Here is a 20,227-nt window from a genome sequence, read left to right as displayed (position 1 = left end):
AGCGTCAACCTTCCTGGGCGATATTGTCGTCCGACGGCGGCAGGGCCCGCGCCAGCACCTTGTCGATGCGCTTGCCGTCGAGATCGACCACCTCGAACAGCCAGTCGGCACAGGCGATGCGCTCGCCGGTGGCCGGCAGGCGGCCCGAGACCGACATCAGCAGGCCGGCCAGGGTGTTGTAGCGGCCCTTGTCCTCCTCGGGCAGCTCGCGGATGCCCAGGCGCGCCTTCAGCTCCGAGGCGGGCATCAGGCCGTCGAGCAGCCAGGAGCCATCGGGCCGCGGCACCGCCCAGGGCTCCTCGTGCGCCTCGGGCTTCAGCTCGCCGGTGATGGCCTCCAGCAGGTCGTGCGGGGTGATCAGGCCCTGCACCACGCCGTATTCATCCACCACGAACACCAGCCGCGCGGCCTGGCTGCGGAACTGCTCCAGCATCTCCATGCCCGAGAGCGTCTCGGGCACGAAGAGCGCGGGCTGCATCTGCGCCTCCAGCGGGCCCTCGTGTGCCGGGCCCAGCGCCAGCAGGCGCGCCACGCTGACCACGCCCAGCACGTCGTCCAGCGACTGGCGGCAGACGGGGTACCACGAGTGGGCCTCGCCCTGCTGGCCGGCGCGGCGCAGCGCATCGGCCACCGGCATCGAGGCCTCCAGCCACTGGATGTCGGAGCGCGGCACCATCATCGAGGTGAGCGGCCGGTCGTCCAGGTGGAACACGTTGCGCACCATCTGGTGCTCCTGGTGCTCGATCACGCCGGCATCCACGCCCTCTTCCAGGCTGTGCGCGATCTCCTCCTCGGTCATGCCGCGCGGCGTGGCGGTGTCGATCGCCAGCACCTTCAGCACCGCCTGGGTGGAGGCGGACAGCAGCTTCACGAACGGGCCCGCGCCGCGTGCCACCCAGCCCATGGGCCGCGCGGCCAGGCGCGACACCGCCTCCGGGTAGAGCTGGCCGATGCGCTTGGGCACCAGCTCGCCGAACACGATGGTGAGGTAGGTGATGATGGTCACCACCAGCGCGGTGGCGCCGATCTCCGAGGCGCGATGCGGCAGGCCATGGCCACGCAGCCACTCGGCGAGCCCGGCGCTGAACGCGGCCTCGCCGATGATGCCGTTGAGCATGCCGATGGAGGTGATACCCACCTGCACGGTCGAGAGGAAGCGCGTGGGCTGCTCCATCAGGCGCAGCGCCGCGGCCGCGCCGTGGTCACCGCTTTCCGCCAGGGCGGCCAGCCGAGCCTTGCGGCTGGAGGCCAGCGCCATCTCGGACATGGCGAACAACCCGTTCAACAGGGTGAGCAGCGCGATCAGCAGGAAATCCATGAGGCCATGCGGGAAACCGGCATTCCAATGTACTGCAAGCCGCGTGCCCTACAGTGACGCCCCATGGCGCACTACCTCATCGGCGACGTGCAGGGCTGCGATGCCCCGCTGGGCCGCCTGCTCGACCGCATCGGCTTCTCGCCCAGCCGCGACACGCTGTACCTGCTGGGCGACCTGGTCAACCGCGGCCCGGCCTCGGCGGCCGTGCTGCGCCGGCTGATGGCGCTGGGCGACGCGGCGCGCTGCCTGCTGGGCAACCATGATCTGAGCCTGCTGGCGGTGGCGCACGGCGCGCGCCGGCCGCGCGAGGGCGACACGATGGACGACGTGCTGCAGGCCCCCGACCACGAGGCCCTGCTGCACTGGCTGCGCCAGCAGCCGCTGGCGATGCGCGCGCACGGCATCCTGATGGTGCATGCCGGCGTGCTGCCCGCCTGGGATGCCGAGCGCACGCTGGCCCTGGCCGGCGAGGTGCAGGCCGTGCTGCGAGGCGGCGAGGCGGGCGACTTCTTCGCGCACATGTACGGCAACCAGCCCGACCACTGGGACGACGCGCTCACGGGGTGGGACCGGCTGCGCGTGATCGTGAACGCGCTGACGCGGCTGCGCTTCGTCACGCCCGACGGCGGCATGGACCTCAAGACCACGGGCGGCCTGGCCGCCCGGCCCGACGGTCACGTGCCCTGGTTCGAGGCACCCGGCCGGCGCACCGCGGGCACGCCGGTCGCCTTTGGCCATTGGTCCACGCTCGGCCTGCTGCAGCGACCGGACGTGATCGCGCTGGACACGGGTTGCGTCTGGGGGGGCTGCCTCAGCGCGCTGCGGCTCGCGGCCGACGGCCGGCACGAGGTGATCCAGGTGAAGTGCGAGCAGGCGCAGGCGCCGGGCGAGTGAGCGTCGCGGGGCGGGGCCCCCCGCGGCGGGCTCGGGGGATGCCCCGAGCAAAGCAGGCCTCAGTCGGCCTTGAACAGCGCCGCGACCTTGCGCTTGGGCTTGATGTTGGCGGAGATGCGGTTGCCCACCGGCTTGGCCGCAGCCTCCCAGGCGGGGGCCGCTTCGCGCTCAGGCGCTTCGTAGGGCTGGTGGAAGAACGGATCGGCGGAGGCCGGGGCCGGGCGCGGCTCACGGCGGCGTTCCGTCGCGCGTTCCTCGGTTCGCTCGGTGCGCGGCTCGCCGCGGCCTTCGTCGTCACGCCAGGCGCGGCGGCCGTCGTTGATGCGGCCGCGCGGGCGTTCGTCGTCGAACTCCAGTGCCTCGATCTCGACCTTGCGCTTCAGCAGCTTCTCCAGATCGGCCATCAGCCGGCCATCCGAAGGCGACACCAGCGTCACCGCCAGGCCCGAGGCACCGGCGCGGCCGGTGCGGCCGATGCGGTGCACGTAGTCCTCGGGGTTGAAGGGCACGTCGAAGTTGAAGACTGCGGGCACGTCCTTGATGTCAAGGCCACGGGCCGCGACGTCGGTGGCCACCAGCAGGTCGACCTCACCCTTCTTGAAGGCGTCCAGGGCCTTCAGCCGTTCGTCCTGGCTCTTGTCGCCGTGCAGGGCGGTGGTCTTCAGGCCCTCGCGCTCCAGCGAGCGCGCCAGCCGGGCGCAGCCGAGCTTGCTGTTGACGAAGACGAAGGCCTGCGTGATGCCGCGCTGGCGCACGATCTGGCGGATGGCGCGGCGCTTGTCGTCGTCCACCACGTTGTAGAAGTGCTGCTCCACGGTGGAGGCCGTGGCATTGGGCCGCGAGACCTCGATCGTCACCGGATCCTGCAGGTAGCTGCCGGCCAGGCGCTTGATCTCGGGCGAGAAGGTGGCGGAGAACAGCAGCGTGGTGCGCTGCTTCGGCAGGTAGGACAGGATGCGCTGCAGGTCGGGCAGGAAGCCGATGTCGAGCATGCGGTCCGCCTCGTCGAGCACCACGTACTCCACCTGGTTCAGCACCGCGTTCTTGGCCTCGATATGGTCCAGCAGGCGGCCGGGCGTGGCCACCAGCACCTCGACGCCGCGCTTGAGCTCCAGCGTCTGCGGCTTCATGTCCATGCCGCCGAACACCACCGCGCTGCGCAGCTGGGTGTACTTGGCGTACAGCTTCACCTGCTGCGCCACCTGGTCGGCCAGCTCGCGCGTGGGCAGCAGCACCAGCGCGCGCACCGGGTGCCGGGCGGGCGAGGTGGAGCTGTTCTCGTGCTTCAGCAGCCGCTGCAGCAGCGGCAACGAGAACGCGGCCGTCTTGCCGGTGCCCGTCTGGGCGGCGCCCATCACGTCGCGGCCCTCCAGCACGACCGGAATCGCCTGGGCCTGGATGGGCGTCATGGACTCGTAGCCCATTTCGGCCACGGCGCGCGCCAGCGGCTCGGCCAGCGCTAGTTGAGAGAAAGCTTGGGACATGTCAACCGGGGATTGTCTCACTTGGCGGCTCGCCCGGGAAAACCGCCGGGGTTTCACCCCGGCCAGCGACCAGCCGCCCCCAGCCATGCATCCCGTAGGCTGGGATGGAGCGCAGCGCAATCCCAGCGTTTGCAGCGCGCCCCAGCGGTCAGATCGACCGCGCACTGAAGGTGTCACACGCCTGCACGCTGCCCGTCTTCAGCCCGGTCATGAACCACCGCTGCCGCTGCGCGCTGGTGCCATGGGTGAAGCTCTCGGGCACCACCGCGCCGCCGCTCGAACGCTGCAGCGCGTCGTCACCGATGCGCGCGGCGGCGTTCATCGCCTCTTCCACGTCGCCCTGCTCCAGCACCTGGCGGGCCTTCTGCGCGTGGTGGCCCCAGACCCCGGCGAAGCAGTCGGCCTGCAACTCCAGCCGCACCGACAGGGCATTGCCCTGGGCCTGCGAGATGCCGCGTCGCGCCTTCTCCACCTGCCCGGTGATGCCCAGCAGGTGCTGCACGTGATGCCCCACCTCGTGCGCGATCACGTAGGCCTGCGCGAAGTCACCCGGCGCGCCCAGGCGCACGCGCAGCGTCTCGTAGAAGTCGAGGTCGATGTACACCTTCTGGTCGGCCGGGCAATAGAAGGGCCCCATGGCGGACTGGCCGGCACCGCAGGCGGTGCGCACGCCGCCTCGGAACAGCACCAGCTTCGGCTCCTGGTAGCGTGAGCCGCCCTGGGCGAACTGCTGCTTCCACACGTCCTCGGTGTCCGCCAGCACGGTGGAGACGAACTGCGCCAGCCGGTCCTGCGCCGGTGGCGGCGGCGCGGTGGTCGCCTGCGAGGTCGGCGCCTCGCCACCGCTCAGCACCCCCAGCAGGGTGAGCGGATTGATGCCCAGCACCCAGCCCAGCACCAGCGCAATGACGATGGTGCCGATGCCCATGCCGCCGCGCCCCAGGCCGACGCGCCCGCCACCGCCCGCGCCACGCTGGTCTTCCACGTTGTCCGACTGTCGATTGCCTTCCCAGCGCATGGCGTGCTCCTGCGTGATCGTTCCTGCGATAGAGTGGCCGCATGGTAGCCGCAGCCCGCCAGCCCCCGCCGAAGATCCTGCTCACCGGCTTCGAGCCCTTCGACGGCAGCGCGGTCAACCCCAGCCTGCAGGCGGCACAGGCGCTGCGCGGCCGGCGCATCGCGGGGCACCAGGTCGTGGCCGCGGCGCTGCCGACCGTCTTCGGTGCCTCGCTCACGGCGCTGCTGGCGCTGCTGGAGCAGCACCACCCGGTGCTGGTGCTGGCCACCGGCCAGGCCGGCGGCCGGCCAGCCATCTGCATGGAACGCGTGGCCATCAACGTGGACGACGCGCGCATCCCCGACAACGCCGGCGCGCAGCCGGTGGACCAGCCCGTGGTGCCCGGCGGTCCGGCCGCCTACTTCAGCACCCTGCCGATCAAGGCCATGAGAGCCGCCGTGCAGGCGCAGGGCATCCCGGCCGAGGTCTCGCAGACCGCCGGCACCTTCGTCTGCAACCACGTGTTCTACGGCCTCATGCACCTGCTGGCGCAGCCGCGCTGGCGGGGCGTGCGCGGCGGCTTCGTGCACGTGCCCTGGCTGCCCGGACAGGGCGACCCGAGTCTGCCGCTGGAGGCCATCGTCACCGGCCTGCGCGCCGCGCTCGCGGCCGCCTTGACGCACGCGCAGGACATCCACGAGGCGGCCGGCGCGCTCGACTGAAGCGCGCGGCGCGGGCCGCAGCGTCGCTCAGGCCGGAGCCGTCGCGGGCGCCGCCTCGCGCAGCAGCGGCAGGTCGCCACTGGCGAGCTGGGCCAGCGCGGCGGTCTGCCGGATCGCGATGTAGCGGCAGGCCACCTCCAGCAGGCCCTGCCGCTTCATCCGGGTCAGCGCGCGGCACACGGTCTCCAGCGTCAGGCCGAGCAGGCTGCCGATGTCCTCGCGCGTCATCCGCAGCACGAACTCCTGCGCGGGCATGCCCAGACGGCGCTGCCGTGCCGACCATTCCATCAGGAAGCGGGCCAGCCGGTGATCCGACTCGCCGACGCAGCGCAGGCGGAACACGGCGCGCTGCTGCCGCTCCAGTTCGCGAGCCATGGTGCGCTGGAAGGCCATGCCCACCTCACCCAGCCGCATGCACATCTCGGTGGCGTCCTGGAACTCCACCACGCAGACCTCGGCATCCTCCAGCGCCACCGCCTCGCACTGGTGCACGCCGTCGACGATGCCATCCATGCCGAGCAGGTCGCCCGCCATCTGGAAATCCACCACCTGCGAACGGCCGTCACCGCCGATCACGTGGGTCTTGAAGAAGCCGGTGCGCGGCACGTAGAGCGCCCGGAACGGCTGACCGCGCCGGAACAGCACGTCGCGCCGCTGCAGGCGCCGGCGCGTCAGCCGCACGGGGGCCGCCTCCACGCCGGGCTGGCGCGGCATGCACAGGGGCCCCAGCGCGCACACGGCGCAGGGCATGCGGTCGGCGGGATCGGAACAGGCGGCGCTGGCCAGGGGCAGGTGCGGCATCTCACATCTCCTGCGGGGCCGGCGGCGGCGCCCGATGTCGGCATTGAACGCGAGCCCGGTGCCGCGCCGCCTTGAACTGGTTCAAGCCTGCGCGAGTCAACCGGCCCGCGCCGGCACCAGCGCCAGCAGGGCACCGCCGAGCAGCGCGGCCAGCAGGTTGTGCGCGACGGCCAGGGCCAGGGGCGACGCCCCCTCGGCCACCGTCAGGCCCAGCACGGCCTGGGCCGCCGCGAGCGCCACCACCGCCCTGGCGGCCACGCCGCCCGTGCGCCACGCCAGCACGCCGGTGGCGACGAGCACCAGGGCCGTGGCCAGCCCGCTCAGCCGGTGCACGCCGCAGGCCCATGCGCCTTCGCAGGCCGTCGGCCCGGCGGCGGCGCCGAGCACGCCCCCCAGCGCCACCTGCAGGGCCAGCAGCCCGAGCGCGACCCAGGCCAGCCGCCGGGCCGCCAGCGTCGGCTGCGCCCGGGCGCCGACACCCGCGCCGGGCCGCAGCGACAGCGCCAGCCGGCAGGCGAGCGCGAACATCGCGAAGCCGGCCAGCAGATTGGCCATCACCACCGGCGCGGCGCGCGAGTCACCGGCCATGCGGCCCAGGATGGCGAGGAACACCCCCAACGCCAGCAGCGCCGCGGCCAGCCGCCCCTGGCGCGGCAAGCCGGGCGTGCCGGTGTGGCATTGCACCAGCAGCACGATGACGATCAGCAGCGCGGCCGAGGCCACCACGCGGTGCGTGATGCGCGCCTGGGTCACGCTGGGGGCGGCCTCGGTGGCGCCCGGGCCGGTGCCGGAAAGCGCCCCGCTCGCGCACCGGGGCCAGGGCTCGCAGCCCAGCCCGGCGCGCGACAGGCGGATGAAGGCGCTGAGCGAAGTGATCACCAGCACCAGCACTGCGCAGGCCCAGGCGAGCCGGGCCAGGCGCGTCCTGCGGCGGTCGGTCGGATTCATGCGGACCATGGTAGGGCGCACGCGCCGCCCGCGCCGGGGCAATCGCGGAAATCTTGTACCAGTTCAATGTCCGAGTCTTTCGCTCGGGGAAACATGACGCCCATCCCCAACACCGGAGGTGAGCCCCATGGAAACCGATCACGACGACGATGGCCCCGTGCCGCTGATGCAGCAGCTGCTGGACAACCCGTTCCTGCTGCTGTTCCTGGGCGTGATGATCCCGATGGTCGTCTACACGCTGTGGGGCGTGATCGACATCCTCACCATCCCGCTGGCCAGGTAGGAGGCACCGCCATGAGCGCCATTCTCCCGCCGGCCGACCGACTGTGGTGGAAGCATCCGCTGGACCGCGTCGAGGGCACCTGGATCGTGATCGCCTTCGTGTGGTGCATGGTCATGTTCTTCATGATGGTGTACTGGCACATCTACGGCAAGCAGAACCTCTCCACCGAGACCTACAAGACCACGCCCGAGAAGTTCTCCGCGCAGGCGCAGGCGGCGGCGGCGAAGCACACGGTGCGCACCGAGACCGCCGACAACATTCCGGTGGTCGCGCCGCCCGCGGGCAGCGACGTCTACCTGATCGCGCGCCTGTGGTCCTGGTGGCCCATCCTGGAGCTGGAGAAGGGCAAGACCTACCGCCTGCACCTGAGCGCCCTGGACTACAACCACGGCTTCTCCCTGCAGCCCAGCAACATCAACATCCAGGTGGTGCCGGGCTACGAGCACGTGGTGAAGGTCACGCCCAACGAGTCGGGCACCTTCTCCATCGTCTGCAACGAGTACTGCGGCATCAACCACCATGCCATGGTGGGCCGCATCTACGTGAAGTAGGAGGGCCCGCGCCATGACCACCTACCGCACCTGCCCGCGCAGCGGGCTGCAGTTCGAGCTGCAGGCCGAGCGCCTGATGATCGTCAACGCCGTCACCGCCGTCGTGGCACTGCTCGTGGGCGGCGTGCTCGCCATCGGCGTCGTGCTCACGCGCTGGCCCTCCGTGCGCTGGCTGCCGGCCGACACCTTCTACATGGTGCTCACCGCGCACGGCATCGACATGCTGATCTTCTGGATCATCTTCTTCGAGGTCGCGGTGCTGTACTTCGCCTCGTCCACGCTGCTGCGCTGCCGGCTCGCCACGCCCCAGGTGGCCTGGCTCGCCTTCGCGCTCATGCTGATCGGCGCCGTCACCAACAACGTGGCGGTGTTCCAGGGCAGCTCCAGCGTGATGATGACCTCGTACGTGCCCATGATGGCGGCGCCCGCGTTCTACCTCGGACTGATCCTGTTCGCCGTCGGCGCGCTCATCGCCTGCTTCGTGTTCTTCGGCACGCTCGTCGTGGCCAAGCGCGAGCGCACCTATGAAGGCTCGGTGCCGCTGGTCACTTTCGGGGCCATCACCGCGGCCATCATCGCCGTGTTCACCATCGCCTCGGGCGCGATCATCCTCATCCCCACCTTCCTCATGTCGGTGGGCGTGGTGAAGGAGGTGGATCCGCTGGTGTACCGCACCATCTGGTGGGCCTTCGGCCACTCGTCGCAGCAGATCAACGTGTCGGCGCACATCGCGCTGTGGTACGCGGCGGCGGCCATCGCCTTCGGTGCCAAGCCCATGAGCGAGCGCGTCAGCCGCGGCGCCTTCCTGCTGTACATCCTGTTCCTGCAGCTCGCGAGCGCCCACCACCTGCTGGCCGACCCCGGCCTGTCGACGAGCTGGAAGGTCATCAACACCAGCTACTTCATGTACTTCGCGGTGCTGGCCTCCATGATCCACGGCCTCACCATCCCCGGCGCGATCGAGGTGGCCCAGCGGCAGAAGGGCTACACCCGCGGCCTGTTCGAGTGGCTGCGCAAGGCGCCCTGGGGCGACCCCACCTTCGCCGGCGTGTTCATCGCCATCATCGGCTTCGGCTTCCTGGGCGGGATCTCGGGCGTGATGATGGGCACCGAGCAGCTCAACATGCTGATCCACAACACGATCTACGTGCCGGGCCACTTCCACGCCACCGTCGTCGTGGGCACCACCCTCACCTTCATGGCGATCACCTACTTCCTGATCCCGGCGCTGTTCAAGCGCGAGGTGATGTTCCCGAAGCTGGCGCAGCTGCAGCCCTACCTGTTCGGGCTGTCGATGTACTTCTTCTGCCTGGTGATGATGGGCGCCGGCACGCTGGGCGTGTCGCGGCGGCACTGGGACATGGCCTTCCAGGGCGCGGCCCTCGCCTACGAGTGGCCGGGCGCGGCCTACCTGATGATGGGCCTGGTCGGCATCGCCGGCATCGCGGCCATCGTGGGCGGCGCCATCTACATCCTGGTCACCGTCGCCTCCATCCTGTTCGGCAAGCGCCTGGACGCCGGCCAGCCCTCGCCGAAGTGGACGCCGGTGCCGCGCGCGGCGCCGACGGTGGTGGCGCAGACCTACGGCTCGGCCGGCTTCGCCGCCCCTGGCACCTTCGTGCTGGCGATGGTGTTCCTGGTCTCCTTCGTCCTGTACTACTTCATCAACTGGAAGTACCTGGGCCAGCTCTGGGGCCTGTCGTGAACACCACCGGGAGCCCACCATGGACGCCCTGACGATCGACGGCACCGGCGGCGCGCTCGCGCGCGCGCGCCTGGTGATCTCGCTGTTCAAGCTGCGCATCGGCGTCCTGATCATGATCACGGCGCTGGTGGGCTTCGCGGTGACGCCGGGCGCGGCGGCGGATGCCGGCACGCTGCTCGCGCTGGCGCTGTCGGTGCTGGCCGCCTCGGCCAGCGCTGGCGCCTTCAACCAGTACGTGGACTTCGCTTCCGACCGGCTGATGCGCCGCACGCGCGGCCGCGCCTTCGCCTGCGGGGCCCTGCAGCCGCATGCCGGCTGGCTGCTGGTGATGGCGCTGCTGCTCGCCGGCGGCGTGCTGCTCGCCTGGGCCGCGATCAACGCCATGGCGGCCGTGCACGTCTTCCTCGGCGCGTTCTTCTACGGCGTGGTCTACACGCTGTGGCTGAAGCGGCGCACGCACTGGAACATCGTCATAGGCGGGCTGGCGGGCAGCTTCGCGGTGCTGGCCGGCGGCGCCGCCGCCGACCCCACGCTGCCGCCCATGGCCTGGGCCTTCGCGGCCATCCTCTTCTTCTGGACGCCGCCGCACTTCTGGAGCCTGGCCATCGCCCACCGCGCCGACTACGAGGCGGCGGGCGTGCCCATGCTGCCCGTGGTGGCGGGCGACGCCAGGGCGGCGCAGATCGTGCTGGCCAGCACGGTGGCGCTGGTGGTCTCGTCGGCCGTCCCGCTCGGCTTCGGCCTGGGCTGGATCTATGCGCTGGGGGTGGTGGCGGCCGGCGCCTTCTTCATCGGCCGCGCCTGGCGGCTGGCACGCGCGCCCTCGCGTGCCACCGCCATGGGCTGTTTCCTCGCATCGCTCGTGCACCTGAGCGCGCTGCTGGCCTGCGCGCTGCTGGACGCGGGACTGCGCTGAGGCACGGCCATGCGGATCGGCCTGCTCGCATGCCTCCTGGCCGGTGCCGCCGGCTGGGCGCAGGCCCAGCAGGTCGACGCGCTGGAGACGGCCGAGGCCGTGCGCGCCAGCCAGGCGGCGGTGGGCCGGGTGATCGCCGGCCACGTGCTGCAGGACCGCGAGGGCCGCGAGGTGCGCTTCGAGTCGCTGCGCGGCAAGCCGCTGCTGGTGAGCTTCATCTACACCGGCTGCTTCACCGTCTGCCCCACGGCCACGCGGGAGCTGGACAACGCGGTGGCCACGCTGCAGGCGCGGCACGGCCCCAACGCCTTCCGGGTCGTCAGCATCGGCTTCAACCCGCCCGCGGATCACCCGCAGTCCATGAGGGCCTTCGCGCGGCAGCACCGCATCGACCGGCCGAACTGGGACTTCCTCTCGCTGCAGCCGCAGGCGGTGGCGCGCCTGGCGACCGACTTCGGCTTCCGCTACACGGCGCTGGCCGGTGGCTTCGAGCACGTCCTGCAGGTGTCCGTGCTCGACGCGCGGGGCCGCCTCGTGCAGCAGGTCTACGGGGACCGGCCGCCGGTGCTGCAACTGGAGGAGACCCTGACCCAGCTGGTGGCGGGCGAGCCGGTGGCCCCGCCCGGCGCGCTGGCGACGCTGGTGGAAGAGATCCGCATCCTGTGCACGGTCTACGACCCGCGCACCGGAAGCTACCGGGTGGACTACGGGCTGGCGCTGGAAGTCGCCGGCGGCGTGACCTTCATCCTGTTCATGGCGCTGTACATGCTCAAAGAGTGGTGGACACGGCGCCGGGAGCGCCGGCATGCCGCCCGCCCTGGCCGCGCTTGACCACCGCTTCGACGCCGCCTTCGGCGCCGCGGCCAACCCGCTGAAGCACCTGGGCGCCAGCGCATTCCTGCTGATGGGGCTGCTGGGCGCCACCGGCATCGTGCTGTTCGCCGTGCTCGACACCAGCGTGGCCGGTGCCTGGCAGTCGATCGACGCGCTGTCGGCCGGCCGCTTCAGCGCGGGCAGCATCCTGCGCGGCCTGCATCGCTACGCGGCCGATGCCTTGCTGCTGGTAGTGGCGCTGCACCTGCTGCGCGAGCTGCTGCTGGGGCGCTTCGCGAACGACCGGGCGCTGGCCTGGTCCACCGGCGTGGTGCTGCTGCCGATCGCGCTGGCCTGCGCCATCGGCGGCTTCTGGCTGCACTGGGACCGGCTGGGCCAGTTCTCCGCCATGGCGACCGCGGAGTGGCTGGACGCGCTGCCCATCCTCCCCTCGCCGTTCGCGCGCAACTTCCTCGTCGGCGCGGTGGAGGACCGGCTGTTCACGCTGCTGGTGTTCGTGCACCTGGGGCTGCCGCTGCTGCTGCTGTTCGGCGCCTGGGCCCATGTGCAGCGCCTGGGCCATCCGGACGTGTTCCCCAGCCGGTCGCTCACCCTGGGCACGCTGGCCACGCTGGTCGTGCTGGCTGTGGCGCTGCCGGTGCAGGGCCAGGGCCCGGCGGAGCTGGGCACGCTGCCGCGCGAGCTGGCCTACGACTGGTTCCTGCTGTTCGTGCACCCGCTGGCCGCGGCCACCTCCAACGGCGCCGCCTGGGTCTGGCTGGGCGCGCCGCTGGCGGCGCTGCTGGCGCTGCCGCTGATCGCGCGCCGGCCGCGGGCGCCGGTGGCACGCGTGCAGCCGGCGGATTGCAGCGGCTGCGGCCGCTGCGTGGACGACTGCCCGTTCGGCGCCATCACGCTGGTGCCGCATCCCGACCGGCGCGCCGGCTCGGCGCTGGCGCGCGTGCAGGCGTCGGCCTGTGCCGGCTGCGGCATCTGCGTCGGTGCCTGCCCCTCCTCCACACCCTTCCGCAGCGCCGAGCCGCTGGTCTCGGGCATCGAGTGGCCACCGCTGACGACCCAGACCCTGCGCACGCAGGTGCGCGAGGCGCTGGCCGGCGGCGCGCACCGGATCGTGTTCAGCTGCGCGGGCGCCGCGCGGCCGGCCGCCCGGGCATCGGACGCCGTGGTGCTGCTGCCCTGCGCGGCGATGCTGCCGCCGGCCTTCGTCGAGTTCGCGCTGCGCGAGGGCGCCCGCCAGGCCGTGGTGGCCGCCTGCCGCGAAGGTGGCTGCGCCTGGCGGCTCGGCCCGCAATGGACACGGGCCCGGCTGGCCGGCCAGCGTGAGCCGCACCTGCGCGCGCTGCCCGCCGGCAGTTGGCAGGCCCACTACGCCGACGCCGGCGAGCCCTTCGGGGAGGCTGCCCCATGAACACGCGGCCCAGCTGGAAGCAGGCGTCCGGCCAGATCCTGCTGTACGCGGCCTTCGCCGCCTTCATCGGCGTGTTCTCGCACTGGCCGCGCTACCAGGTGCTGCCCCCCGACCAGGCCGTGGTGAAGGTGAGCTTCATCCACTTCGGCGAGCGCGCGCAGCCCTGCCGCCAGCGCAGCGCCGAGGAGCTGGCGAAGCTGCCGCCCAACATGCGCGCGCCCACCGAGTGCGGGCGCGAGCGGGTGCCGGTGACGATCGAGGTCGACGTCGGCGGCCGCGCGGTCTACCGCCACGTGGCGCAGCCGGCCGGGCTGTCGCGCGACGGCGCGTCGGCCGCCTACCACCGCTTCGCGCTGCCCGCCGGCACCCACCGCTTCACCGTGCGCCTGCGCGACCGGCCGGGCGATGCCTTCAACCACGTGCACGAGGCGACGGTGCAGCTCGCGCCGGCACAGGTGCTCGTCATCGATTTCGACGCCACGCGCGGCGTCCTCACGCTCACATGAACACCATCACGCTCCCCGCCCCCCGACCGTCGGCCGCCACGCGCGCCCCGGCGCCCGCGCAGCCGCGCGCCTGCTTCGAGCTGCCCGTGCCCGCGGACGGCCGCGCCGCCCTGGCGCGCGCCTGGCTGTGGCTGGGCATGGCGGCGCTGGTGGGGTCGGGCCTGTTCTCCATCCTGCTGGTGGCCTCGCGCACGCCGGGGGTGAACCGCTGGCTGCCGGGCACGAACTTCTTCCATGTGGCGCTGGTCGCCCACGTGGACCTGTCGGTGCTGGTGTGGTTCATCGCGCTGGCCGGCATGCTGTGGACCCTCAACGGCACCGCGCCCCGCCCGCGCGCCGGCTGGCCGGCGCTGGCCCTGGCCGCGCTCGGCACCGCCGGCATGGCGCTTGCGCCTTTCACCGGCGCCGGCCAGGCCGTGATGGCCAACTACATCCCCATGCTCACCGGTCCGCTGTTCGTGGGCGGCCTGCTGGTGTTCGCCGCCGGCACGGCGCTGCTGGTCGGCACCGCGCTGTGGCAGGCGCCGCGCCCGGGCCCGGGCTTCGACGGCGAGGGCGCGCTGCGCTTTGCGCTCAATGCGGCGGCGGTGGCGACCGCGGTGGCGCTGTTCGCCTTCGCCTGGTCGTTCGCGGTGGTGCCGATGTCGCTGGCGGGCAAGGCCTACTACGAGATCCTGTTCTGGGGCGGCGGCCATGCCCTGCAGTTCACCTGGACGCTGCTCATGCTCGCGGCGTGGCTGTGGCTGGCCAGCGCCTGCGGCGGCACCGTGCCGCTGAGCCCGCGCGTGGCGGTGCTGCTGTTCGCGCTGGCGCTGGCAAGCGTGTTCGTCACGCCCGTGGCCTATCTCGCCTACGACGTGGCCTCGGTGGAGCATCGGGCCCTGCTGACCTGGGCCATGCGCATGGGCGGCGGCGTCTCCATCCTGCCCGTGGGCCTGGCGGCCGTGGTGGCGGTGGCGGGCCGGCGCGGGCTGCCGCCGGCGGCACGGCCGCTGCGCGCCGCGCTGCTCGCCTCGGTGTTGCTGTTCGCCGCCGGCGGCGTGATCGGCATCTTCATCGCCGGCAGCAACGTGCGCATCCCGGCGCATTACCACGGCTGCATCGTGGGCGTGACGCTGGCGCTGATGGGGCTGGTGTGCAAGCTGCTGCCCGCGCTGGGCTACGCGGCACCGCAGGGCCGGCTGGCCACCAGCCAGCCCTGGGTCTACGGCATCGGGCAGCTGATGCACATCGTGGGCCTGGTCTGGTCGGGCGGCTACGGCGTGCAGCGCAAGGTGGCCGGCGCCGAGCAGGTGCTGCGCACGCCGCAGGAAGTGGCGGGCATGGCGCTCATGGGCGCCGGCGGCGCGGTGGCCATCGTGGGCGGGCTGCTGTTCGTGGTGGTGGTGGCGCGTGCCATGCGGCGCGGCCGCACCGCCCGTGCCGCCCTGGCGGTGGCGGCCTGATGCGCCTGCTGCAGGCCCTGTTGCAGCGCGCCTTCCTGCGCGCCGAGGCGGTGTTCAACGCCGCCTTCGGCGACCGGCTGAATCCGCTGTACCACCTGGGCGCGATCACCTTCTTCCTCTTCTGGGTGGTGGCCGCGAGCGGCCTGTACCTGTACGCCTTCTTCGAGACCGGTGTCGCCGAGGCCCATGCCTCGGTGGAGCGGCTCACCCACGGCCAGTGGTACGCCGGTGGCCTGCTGCGCAGCGTGCACCGCTATGCCTCCGACGCCATGATGGTGACGCTGTACCTGCACCTGGCGCGGCACTTCGCCTTCGACCGCTTCACCGGCTACCGCTGGTTCTCGTGGGTCACCGGCGTGCTGCTCGTGTGGCTGGTCTATGCCGCCGGGGTGAACGGCTACATGCTGCCCTGGGACCGGCTGGCGCAGTACGTGATCGAGACCAGCTTCGAGTGGCTGGAGACGCTGCCCGGCTTCGGCGGCACGCTGATGCGCAACTTCACCTACGCCAGCAGCGTGAGCGACCGCTTCTTCTCGCTGCTGTCGTTCCTGCACATCGGCCTGCCGCTGGGGGTGCTGATGCTGATGTGGGTGCACGTCCAGCGCGTGCCCAAGGCCCGCACCACGCCGCCACGGCCGCTGTGGATGGCGCTGCTCGCGGCCCTGGCGGCGCTGTCGCTCGCGCTGCCGGTCACCAGCCAGGGCGGCCACGCGGACTTCGCGCGGGCGGTGCCCGAGGTGGCGCTGGACTGGTACTACCTCGCGCTGCTGCCGGTGCTGGGCCACTGGCCGGGCCTGCAGGTCTGGGCCGCCGTCGGCGCGGCCACGCTGCTGCTGGCCGCGCTGCCCTGGTGGCCCGGCCTGCGGCGCACCGCGGCGGGCACGCACCGCGTCACGGTGCACACGGCGGGCACCACGACCCCGATGAACGTGCGAGTGGGCGAGACCCTGCTGGACGCCGGCCTGCGCGAGGGCCTGGCCCTGCCCTACGAATGCCGCAATGGCGCCTGCGGCCTGTGCCTGTGCACCGTGGCGCGCGGGCGCATGGCGCACCGGCCATTCCAGCGCAGCGCGCTGAGCGAGGCGCAGCAGGCGGCGGGCCAGGCGCTGCTGTGCTGCGCCATGCCGCTGGAGGAGGCGGAGATCGAGGTGGTGCAGGCGGCGGTGCCGCTGCCGGTGCGCGTCGCGCGCGTGGAGGCCATGGAACGCCTCGCGCCCGAGGTGATGCGGCTGTGGCTGCGGGTGGACGGCCCGCCGGTGCGCTTCCTGGCCGGCCAGTACATCCACATCCTGCTGGACGACGGGGAGCGCCGGGCCTTCTCGTTCGCCAACGCCCCGCATGACGACGCGCGCATCGAGCTGCACGTGCGGCGCATCCCGGGCGGGCGCTTCACCAGCCACGTGTTCGATGCCCTGCGCGTCGGCGACACGCTGCGCTTCGAGGGGCCGCTGGGTCGCTTCACCCTGGCCGAGAGCGACCGGCCGATCCTGCTGGTGGCGGCGGCCACCGGCTTCGCGCCGGTCAAGAGCATCGTCGAGGATGCCCTGCACCGCGGCCTGCGCCGGCCGATGCGGCTGTACTGGGGCGTGCGCCAGCCGCAGGACTTCTACCTGCCGCATCTGCTCGACGCCTGGGTCGCCGCGCACCCGGACTTCCGCGTCGAGCGCATCGTCTCCGACCCGGTGCCGGCCGAGCTCTGGACGGGCCGCCGCGGCCTGGTGCACGAGGCCCTGCTGGCCGACCACCCCGACCTGCCGGGCCACGAGGTCTACCTGTGCGGCTCGGTCCGCATGGTCGATGCCGCCGTCGGGGCCCTGCTGGCGCACGGCCTGCCCGAGGACGCCTGCTTCTCCGACGCCTTCCACCCCGCCGTGCGGCCTGCTTGACATGCCGCAACTGCATCCCGCCCGCACACGGGCAGACTCGCGCCACAGGGCACCGCCCGGGCGCCCAAATGGAGCCATCCATGGACAACCAGGGCCGACCCAGCTTCGACCTGCCGCGCTACCTGTCGGCGCTGCCGCTGTTCAACGACGTCGCCCCGCAGGAGCTGGCCCGCGTGGCCGAGGGCTGCACCGTGCGGCGCCTGCCGCGCGGCCAGCATGTGTTCCGCGTCGGCGAGCCCTGCGAGGAGTTCCATGTCACCGTGATCGGGCAGGTGAAGCTGTACGCCCTGTCGCCCGGCGGCCAGGAGAAGGTGATCGAGATCATCGGCCCCGGCGGCACCTTCGCCGAGGCGCTGATGTTCACCGGCCGGCCCTACATCATCAACGCGCAGACGGTGACCGAAGCGCTGGTGCTGAGCGTGGGCAAGGCGGCGGTGCTGGCGGAGATCGAGCGTGACCCGCGCTTCTCGCTGCGCATGCTGGCGGGCATCTCGCGCCGGCTGCACGGCCTGGTGCGCGACGTGGAGGACTACACGCTGTGCAGCGGCGCGCAGCGCATCATCGGCTACCTGCTGCGTGACCTGGAGGACGGCGCCGCGCGCAACGGGCCGCTGAACGTGTCGCTGCCGGTGAGCAAGGCCACCATTGCCTCGCGCCTGTCGCTCACCCCGGAGTACTTCTCGCGCGTGCTGCACGAGCTGGAATCGGCCGGCCTGATCGAGATCGACCGGCGCGACATCCGCATCCTCAAGCCCGAGGCGCTGTCGCAGTACCGCATGCAGTAGCGCGCGCGCCTCAGTGCGAGGTGCCCTCCGAGCGCGCGAGCTTGTTGCCCACGTTGTACTTGCCCACCGGCTTGTTCATCGGGATGCGCCGCACCTCGGCCAGGGTGGCGGCGTCGTAGACGATCAGGGCGCCGTCCTTCTCCCACAGGCTCACCAGCGCATGGCGGCCGTCGCGCGTGAACTCCACGTGCGCCACCGTGCGGCCGGGCGCCGGGCGCAGCGTGCGCACCGGCTGCAGCGTGCGCTTGTCGATCACCAGCATGGCATCGCGCGCGCTGGGGCTCATCATCGCGTCGACCCAGGCATAGGGCGTGTTCTCGTGGCTGCGCATGAAGAAGCCCGGCCCGGGCGTGGCCACCTGGCCCACGCGCTGCCAGGTCTGCATGTCGATCACGGTGACGAGCCCGTCGCGCAGGTTGGGCGTGGCCAGCACGCGCGCGCCGTTCCAGTCGAAGCTGATGCCCGCACCCAGGTGCGGCATGCCCGCCAGCGGCACGCTGGCGATGCGGCGGCGCACGTCGAGGTTCACCACCTGCGCCGCCGTGCCGCCGGCCGTGCGGGCCGTGCCCAGCACGTGGCGATAGGGGGGATCGAAGAAGAAGTCGTCCAGCGGCTCCTCCAGCGGCGTGCGGCGCACGCCCAGGTAGCCCGGCTTCGCGATCGCCTCGCCCATGCGGAAGTCGTGCACCAGGCCGTCGTGGATGGGCTCCGCGGCGGGGTCATAGGCGATCTCCCACAGCTCGGGGATGTCCTTCAGCGCCACGATGAAGCTGCGCCGCGGCGCGGCGTCGTACACCGCCGACACGCGCGAGCTGCGCGTGCCGTCCAGCGTGGCCGCCGCGTAGGTGCGCACCAGCCTCAGCTCGGCGTCGAACAGCGCCAGCGTGTGCGGCAGGTAGTTGGCCGCCAGCACGAAGCGGCCGTCGCTGCTGACGGCGATGTTGCGCATGTTGAGTCCGGCCCGCACCTCGGCCACCACCGCCAGGTTCCACAGGTCGTACTTCGTGATCCAACCGTCGCGCGAGCCGAAGTAGACGAAGCGCCCCTCGGGCGAGAACTTGGGTCCGCCGTGCAGCGCGAAGCGCGAGGCGAAGCGGTGCAGCACCGTGAAGCGGTCGCCGTCCAGCAGCGACACATGGTGGTCGCCGGCCTCCACCACCACGAACAGGTTCATCGGGTCCGCCTCCCAGCGCGGCCGCGCCGGCAGCGCCGCGGCCGCCTCGTCGAACGTTCGCGAGGCGACGATGTCGCGCTCGCTCCAGGTGGGCGCCGGCGACACCGGGGTGTAGATCCAGGCGGCCAGCGCCTCCACCTGCGCCGCATCGAGCCGGTCGCCGGAGCCGGGCAGCTGGCTGGCCGGCCGGCCCGCGCGGATGACCGACGGCGCCTCGGCGCGCCGGAGCCGCTCCAGGCTCTGGGGCAGCAGCGCCGGGCCCATGCCGCCGATGCGGTCGCCGCCATGGCAGGCGGCGCAGTGGGTGGCGTACAGGCCCGCCGCATCGGGCGGGCGCGTCTGGGCCTGGCCGCTCGCCAGCAGCCAGGCGGCGGCCCCGGCCGCCAGGGTGTCACGCAGTCTCATGCAGCACCTCGCGCGCGGGCCACAGGCCCAGTTCGTCGTCCTCCAGGTAGCAGCCCGGGTCTTCAGCCCAGGGGTCACCGCTCACGCGGTGCGCGCGCACGCGGGTGTTGCCGCCGCAGATGTCGGCCGCCGGGCAGGCGCCGCAGCGCCCCTTCAGCGGCCGCGGCACGCGCCGCAGGCCGGCCAGCAGCCGATCCGAGGTGTCCTCCCAGATCGCGGAGAACGGTCGCTCGCGCACGCCGCCCAGGTCGTGGTGCCACCACATCGTGTCCGGATGCACGTGGCCCAGGTTGTCGATGTTGGCCACGCCGATGCCGGAGGCATTGCCACCCCAGGCGACCAGCCGCTCGCGCAGCGGCGCCTGCCAGCGCGGCCAGCGCGCGGCGGCCCAGCGGTGCAGGAACACGCCGTCGGCGTCGTTGTTGCCGCTCACGTACTCCACCGGCTCGCCGCGCCACGCGGCCTGCCACGCCACCTCGAACAGGCGCTGCATCGCCGCGCGCGTGGCCTGGAAGCGGGCATCGCGCGCGCGGTGGATGTCGCCGCGGCCCGCGTAGTTGAGGTGCGAGAAGTAGAACTTGCCCGCGCCCTCCGCGCGCGCCAGGTCCAGCAGCGCCGGGAAGTCATGTCCGTTGAGATCGGTCATGGTGTAGCGCAGGCCCACGCTCACGCCCCGCTCGCGCAGCCGCCGCAGGGCCGCCACCGAGGCGTCGAACGCGCCCTCCTGGCGGCGAAAGCGGTCGTGCGTGGCGCGCAAACCGTCGAGGCTGATGCCCACGTAGTCGAAGCCGTGGTCGGCGATGCGCCGCGCCATCGCCTCGTCGATCAGCGTGCCGTTGGTCGACAGGCCCAGGTGGAAGCCCAGCTCGCGGGCGCGCTCGGCCACCGGCCAGAGCGCGGGTGCGAGCAGCGGCTCGCCGCCGGAGAGGATGAGCGCGGGCACGCCATAGGCCTTCAGGTCCGCGAGCACGGCCAGCATCTCGTCCGGCGTCAGCTCGCCCGGGTAGGCGTGGTCAGCGGAGGCGGCGTAGCAGTGCTTGCAGGTCAGGTTGCAGCGGCGGGTGAGGTTCCAGATCACCACCGGCCGGCGCGGGCCGGCGGGGCGGCGCGCCGGCCGCGGGGGGCGGCCGGGGGGGTCGGCCGCGGCGCTCGCGCGCCGGGTCTG

19 protein-coding genes are annotated in these 20,227 nt (G+C 72.5%); 12 read left to right on the top strand and 7 right to left on the bottom strand.

Going from position 1 to position 20,227, the window contains the following annotated elements:
* Positions 1-4: 4 nt before the first annotated feature.
* Positions 5-1,318: a hemolysin family protein gene (locus ACE3T5_RS13485; protein ID WP_374668478.1), complete on the bottom strand. Its 1,314-nt coding sequence runs from the start codon at positions 1,316-1,318 to the stop codon at positions 5-7.
* Between the two features lie 63 nt (positions 1,319-1,381).
* Here ACE3T5_RS13485 and ACE3T5_RS13480 point away from each other — a divergent pair, with 63 nt between their 5' ends.
* Positions 1,382-2,212, top strand: a complete 831-nt coding sequence (locus ACE3T5_RS13480; RefSeq protein ID WP_374668477.1) for a symmetrical bis(5'-nucleosyl)-tetraphosphatase — start codon at positions 1,382-1,384, stop codon at positions 2,210-2,212.
* Between the two features lie 59 nt (positions 2,213-2,271).
* On the opposite strand, the gene ACE3T5_RS13475 is transcribed toward ACE3T5_RS13480, so the two are convergent.
* Positions 2,272-3,696, bottom strand: coding sequence for a DEAD/DEAH box helicase (locus ACE3T5_RS13475; RefSeq protein ID WP_374668476.1), 1,425 nt, complete (start codon positions 3,694-3,696; stop codon positions 2,272-2,274).
* A 148-nt stretch (positions 3,697-3,844) separates the two neighbouring features.
* Positions 3,845-4,714 (bottom strand): neutral zinc metallopeptidase, encoded by an 870-nt coding sequence (locus ACE3T5_RS13470; RefSeq protein WP_374668475.1) that lies wholly within the window; start codon positions 4,712-4,714, stop codon positions 3,845-3,847.
* A gap of 41 nt (positions 4,715-4,755) precedes the next feature.
* Between ACE3T5_RS13470 and pcp the strand changes: the two genes are divergently transcribed.
* Positions 4,756-5,415 (top strand): pyroglutamyl-peptidase I, encoded by a 660-nt coding sequence (pcp, locus tag ACE3T5_RS13465; RefSeq protein ID WP_374668473.1) that lies wholly within the window; start codon positions 4,756-4,758, stop codon positions 5,413-5,415.
* 27 nt (positions 5,416-5,442) lie between these two features.
* On the opposite strand, the gene ACE3T5_RS13460 is transcribed toward pcp, so the two are convergent.
* Both ACE3T5_RS13460 and ACE3T5_RS13455 read right to left on the bottom strand, forming a co-directional pair.
* On the bottom strand, positions 5,443-6,216 hold the full coding sequence (locus ACE3T5_RS13460; RefSeq protein WP_374668471.1) for a Crp/Fnr family transcriptional regulator: 774 nt from the start codon (positions 6,214-6,216) through the stop codon (positions 5,443-5,445).
* A gap of 96 nt (positions 6,217-6,312) precedes the next feature.
* Positions 6,313-7,164, bottom strand: coding sequence for a COX15/CtaA family protein (locus ACE3T5_RS13455; protein WP_374668469.1), 852 nt, complete (start codon positions 7,162-7,164; stop codon positions 6,313-6,315).
* Positions 7,165-7,291: 127 nt separating this feature from the next.
* On the opposite strand from ACE3T5_RS13455, the gene ACE3T5_RS13450 reads away from it, so the two are divergent.
* From ACE3T5_RS13450 to ACE3T5_RS13405, 10 genes are all read left to right on the top strand, one after another.
* Positions 7,292-7,447, top strand: a complete 156-nt coding sequence (locus tag ACE3T5_RS13450; protein WP_374668467.1) for a hypothetical protein — start codon at positions 7,292-7,294, stop codon at positions 7,445-7,447.
* 11 nt (positions 7,448-7,458) lie between these two features.
* On the top strand, positions 7,459-7,998 hold the full coding sequence (locus ACE3T5_RS13445) for a cytochrome C oxidase subunit II (protein WP_374668466.1): 540 nt from the start codon (positions 7,459-7,461) through the stop codon (positions 7,996-7,998).
* A gap of 13 nt (positions 7,999-8,011) precedes the next feature.
* Positions 8,012-9,703: a cbb3-type cytochrome c oxidase subunit I gene (locus ACE3T5_RS13440; RefSeq protein WP_374668464.1), complete on the top strand. Its 1,692-nt coding sequence runs from the start codon at positions 8,012-8,014 to the stop codon at positions 9,701-9,703.
* A 19-nt stretch (positions 9,704-9,722) separates the two neighbouring features.
* The gene (cyoE, locus tag ACE3T5_RS13435; RefSeq protein ID WP_374668461.1) at positions 9,723-10,619 is read left to right on the top strand and encodes a heme o synthase; all 897 of its coding nucleotides are present in this window, start codon (positions 9,723-9,725) and stop codon (positions 10,617-10,619) included.
* A gap of 9 nt (positions 10,620-10,628) precedes the next feature.
* Positions 10,629-11,450 carry an SCO family protein gene (locus ACE3T5_RS13430; protein ID WP_374668459.1) on the top strand — a complete coding sequence of 274 codons (822 nt, stop codon included), beginning with the start codon at positions 10,629-10,631 and terminating at the stop codon, positions 11,448-11,450.
* Positions 11,425-12,861, top strand: a complete 1,437-nt coding sequence (locus tag ACE3T5_RS13425) for a 4Fe-4S dicluster domain-containing protein (RefSeq protein ID WP_374668458.1) — start codon at positions 11,425-11,427, stop codon at positions 12,859-12,861. The genes ACE3T5_RS13430 and ACE3T5_RS13425 overlap by 26 nt, the downstream gene beginning before the upstream one ends.
* The gene (locus ACE3T5_RS13420; protein ID WP_374668456.1) at positions 12,858-13,367 is read left to right on the top strand and encodes a hypothetical protein; all 510 of its coding nucleotides are present in this window, start codon (positions 12,858-12,860) and stop codon (positions 13,365-13,367) included. Before ACE3T5_RS13425 ends, ACE3T5_RS13420 begins: the two co-directional genes overlap by 4 nt.
* Entirely contained in the window at positions 13,364-14,812 is a 1,449-nt protein-coding gene (locus ACE3T5_RS13415) for a cbb3-type cytochrome c oxidase subunit I (RefSeq protein ID WP_374668454.1), read from the top strand. The genes ACE3T5_RS13420 and ACE3T5_RS13415 overlap by 4 nt, the downstream gene beginning before the upstream one ends.
* On the top strand, positions 14,812-16,698 hold the full coding sequence (locus ACE3T5_RS13410) for a cytochrome b N-terminal domain-containing protein (protein WP_374668452.1): 1,887 nt from the start codon (positions 14,812-14,814) through the stop codon (positions 16,696-16,698). The genes ACE3T5_RS13415 and ACE3T5_RS13410 overlap by 1 nt, the downstream gene beginning before the upstream one ends.
* A gap of 80 nt (positions 16,699-16,778) precedes the next feature.
* Positions 16,779-17,483 carry a Crp/Fnr family transcriptional regulator gene (locus ACE3T5_RS13405; protein WP_374668450.1) on the top strand — a complete coding sequence of 235 codons (705 nt, stop codon included), beginning with the start codon at positions 16,779-16,781 and terminating at the stop codon, positions 17,481-17,483.
* Positions 17,484-17,493: 10 nt separating this feature from the next.
* Here the strand turns inward: ACE3T5_RS13405 and ACE3T5_RS13400 are convergent, their stop codons facing one another.
* Positions 17,494-19,062 (bottom strand): cytochrome D1 domain-containing protein, encoded by a 1,569-nt coding sequence (locus tag ACE3T5_RS13400; protein WP_374668448.1) that lies wholly within the window; start codon positions 19,060-19,062, stop codon positions 17,494-17,496.
* On the bottom strand, positions 19,049-20,227 hold a 1,179-nt coding region (gene nirJ / locus ACE3T5_RS13395; RefSeq protein ID WP_374668446.1), incomplete at its 5' end, for a heme d1 biosynthesis radical SAM protein NirJ. The genes nirJ and ACE3T5_RS13400, both read right to left, overlap by 14 nt.

The organism is Ramlibacter sp., from assembly GCF_041916345.1.
In the GTDB taxonomy this organism is placed as follows: Bacteria; Pseudomonadota; Gammaproteobacteria; order Burkholderiales; family Burkholderiaceae_C; genus Ramlibacter.
This window is presented reverse-complemented; position numbering and strand designations above follow the sequence as displayed.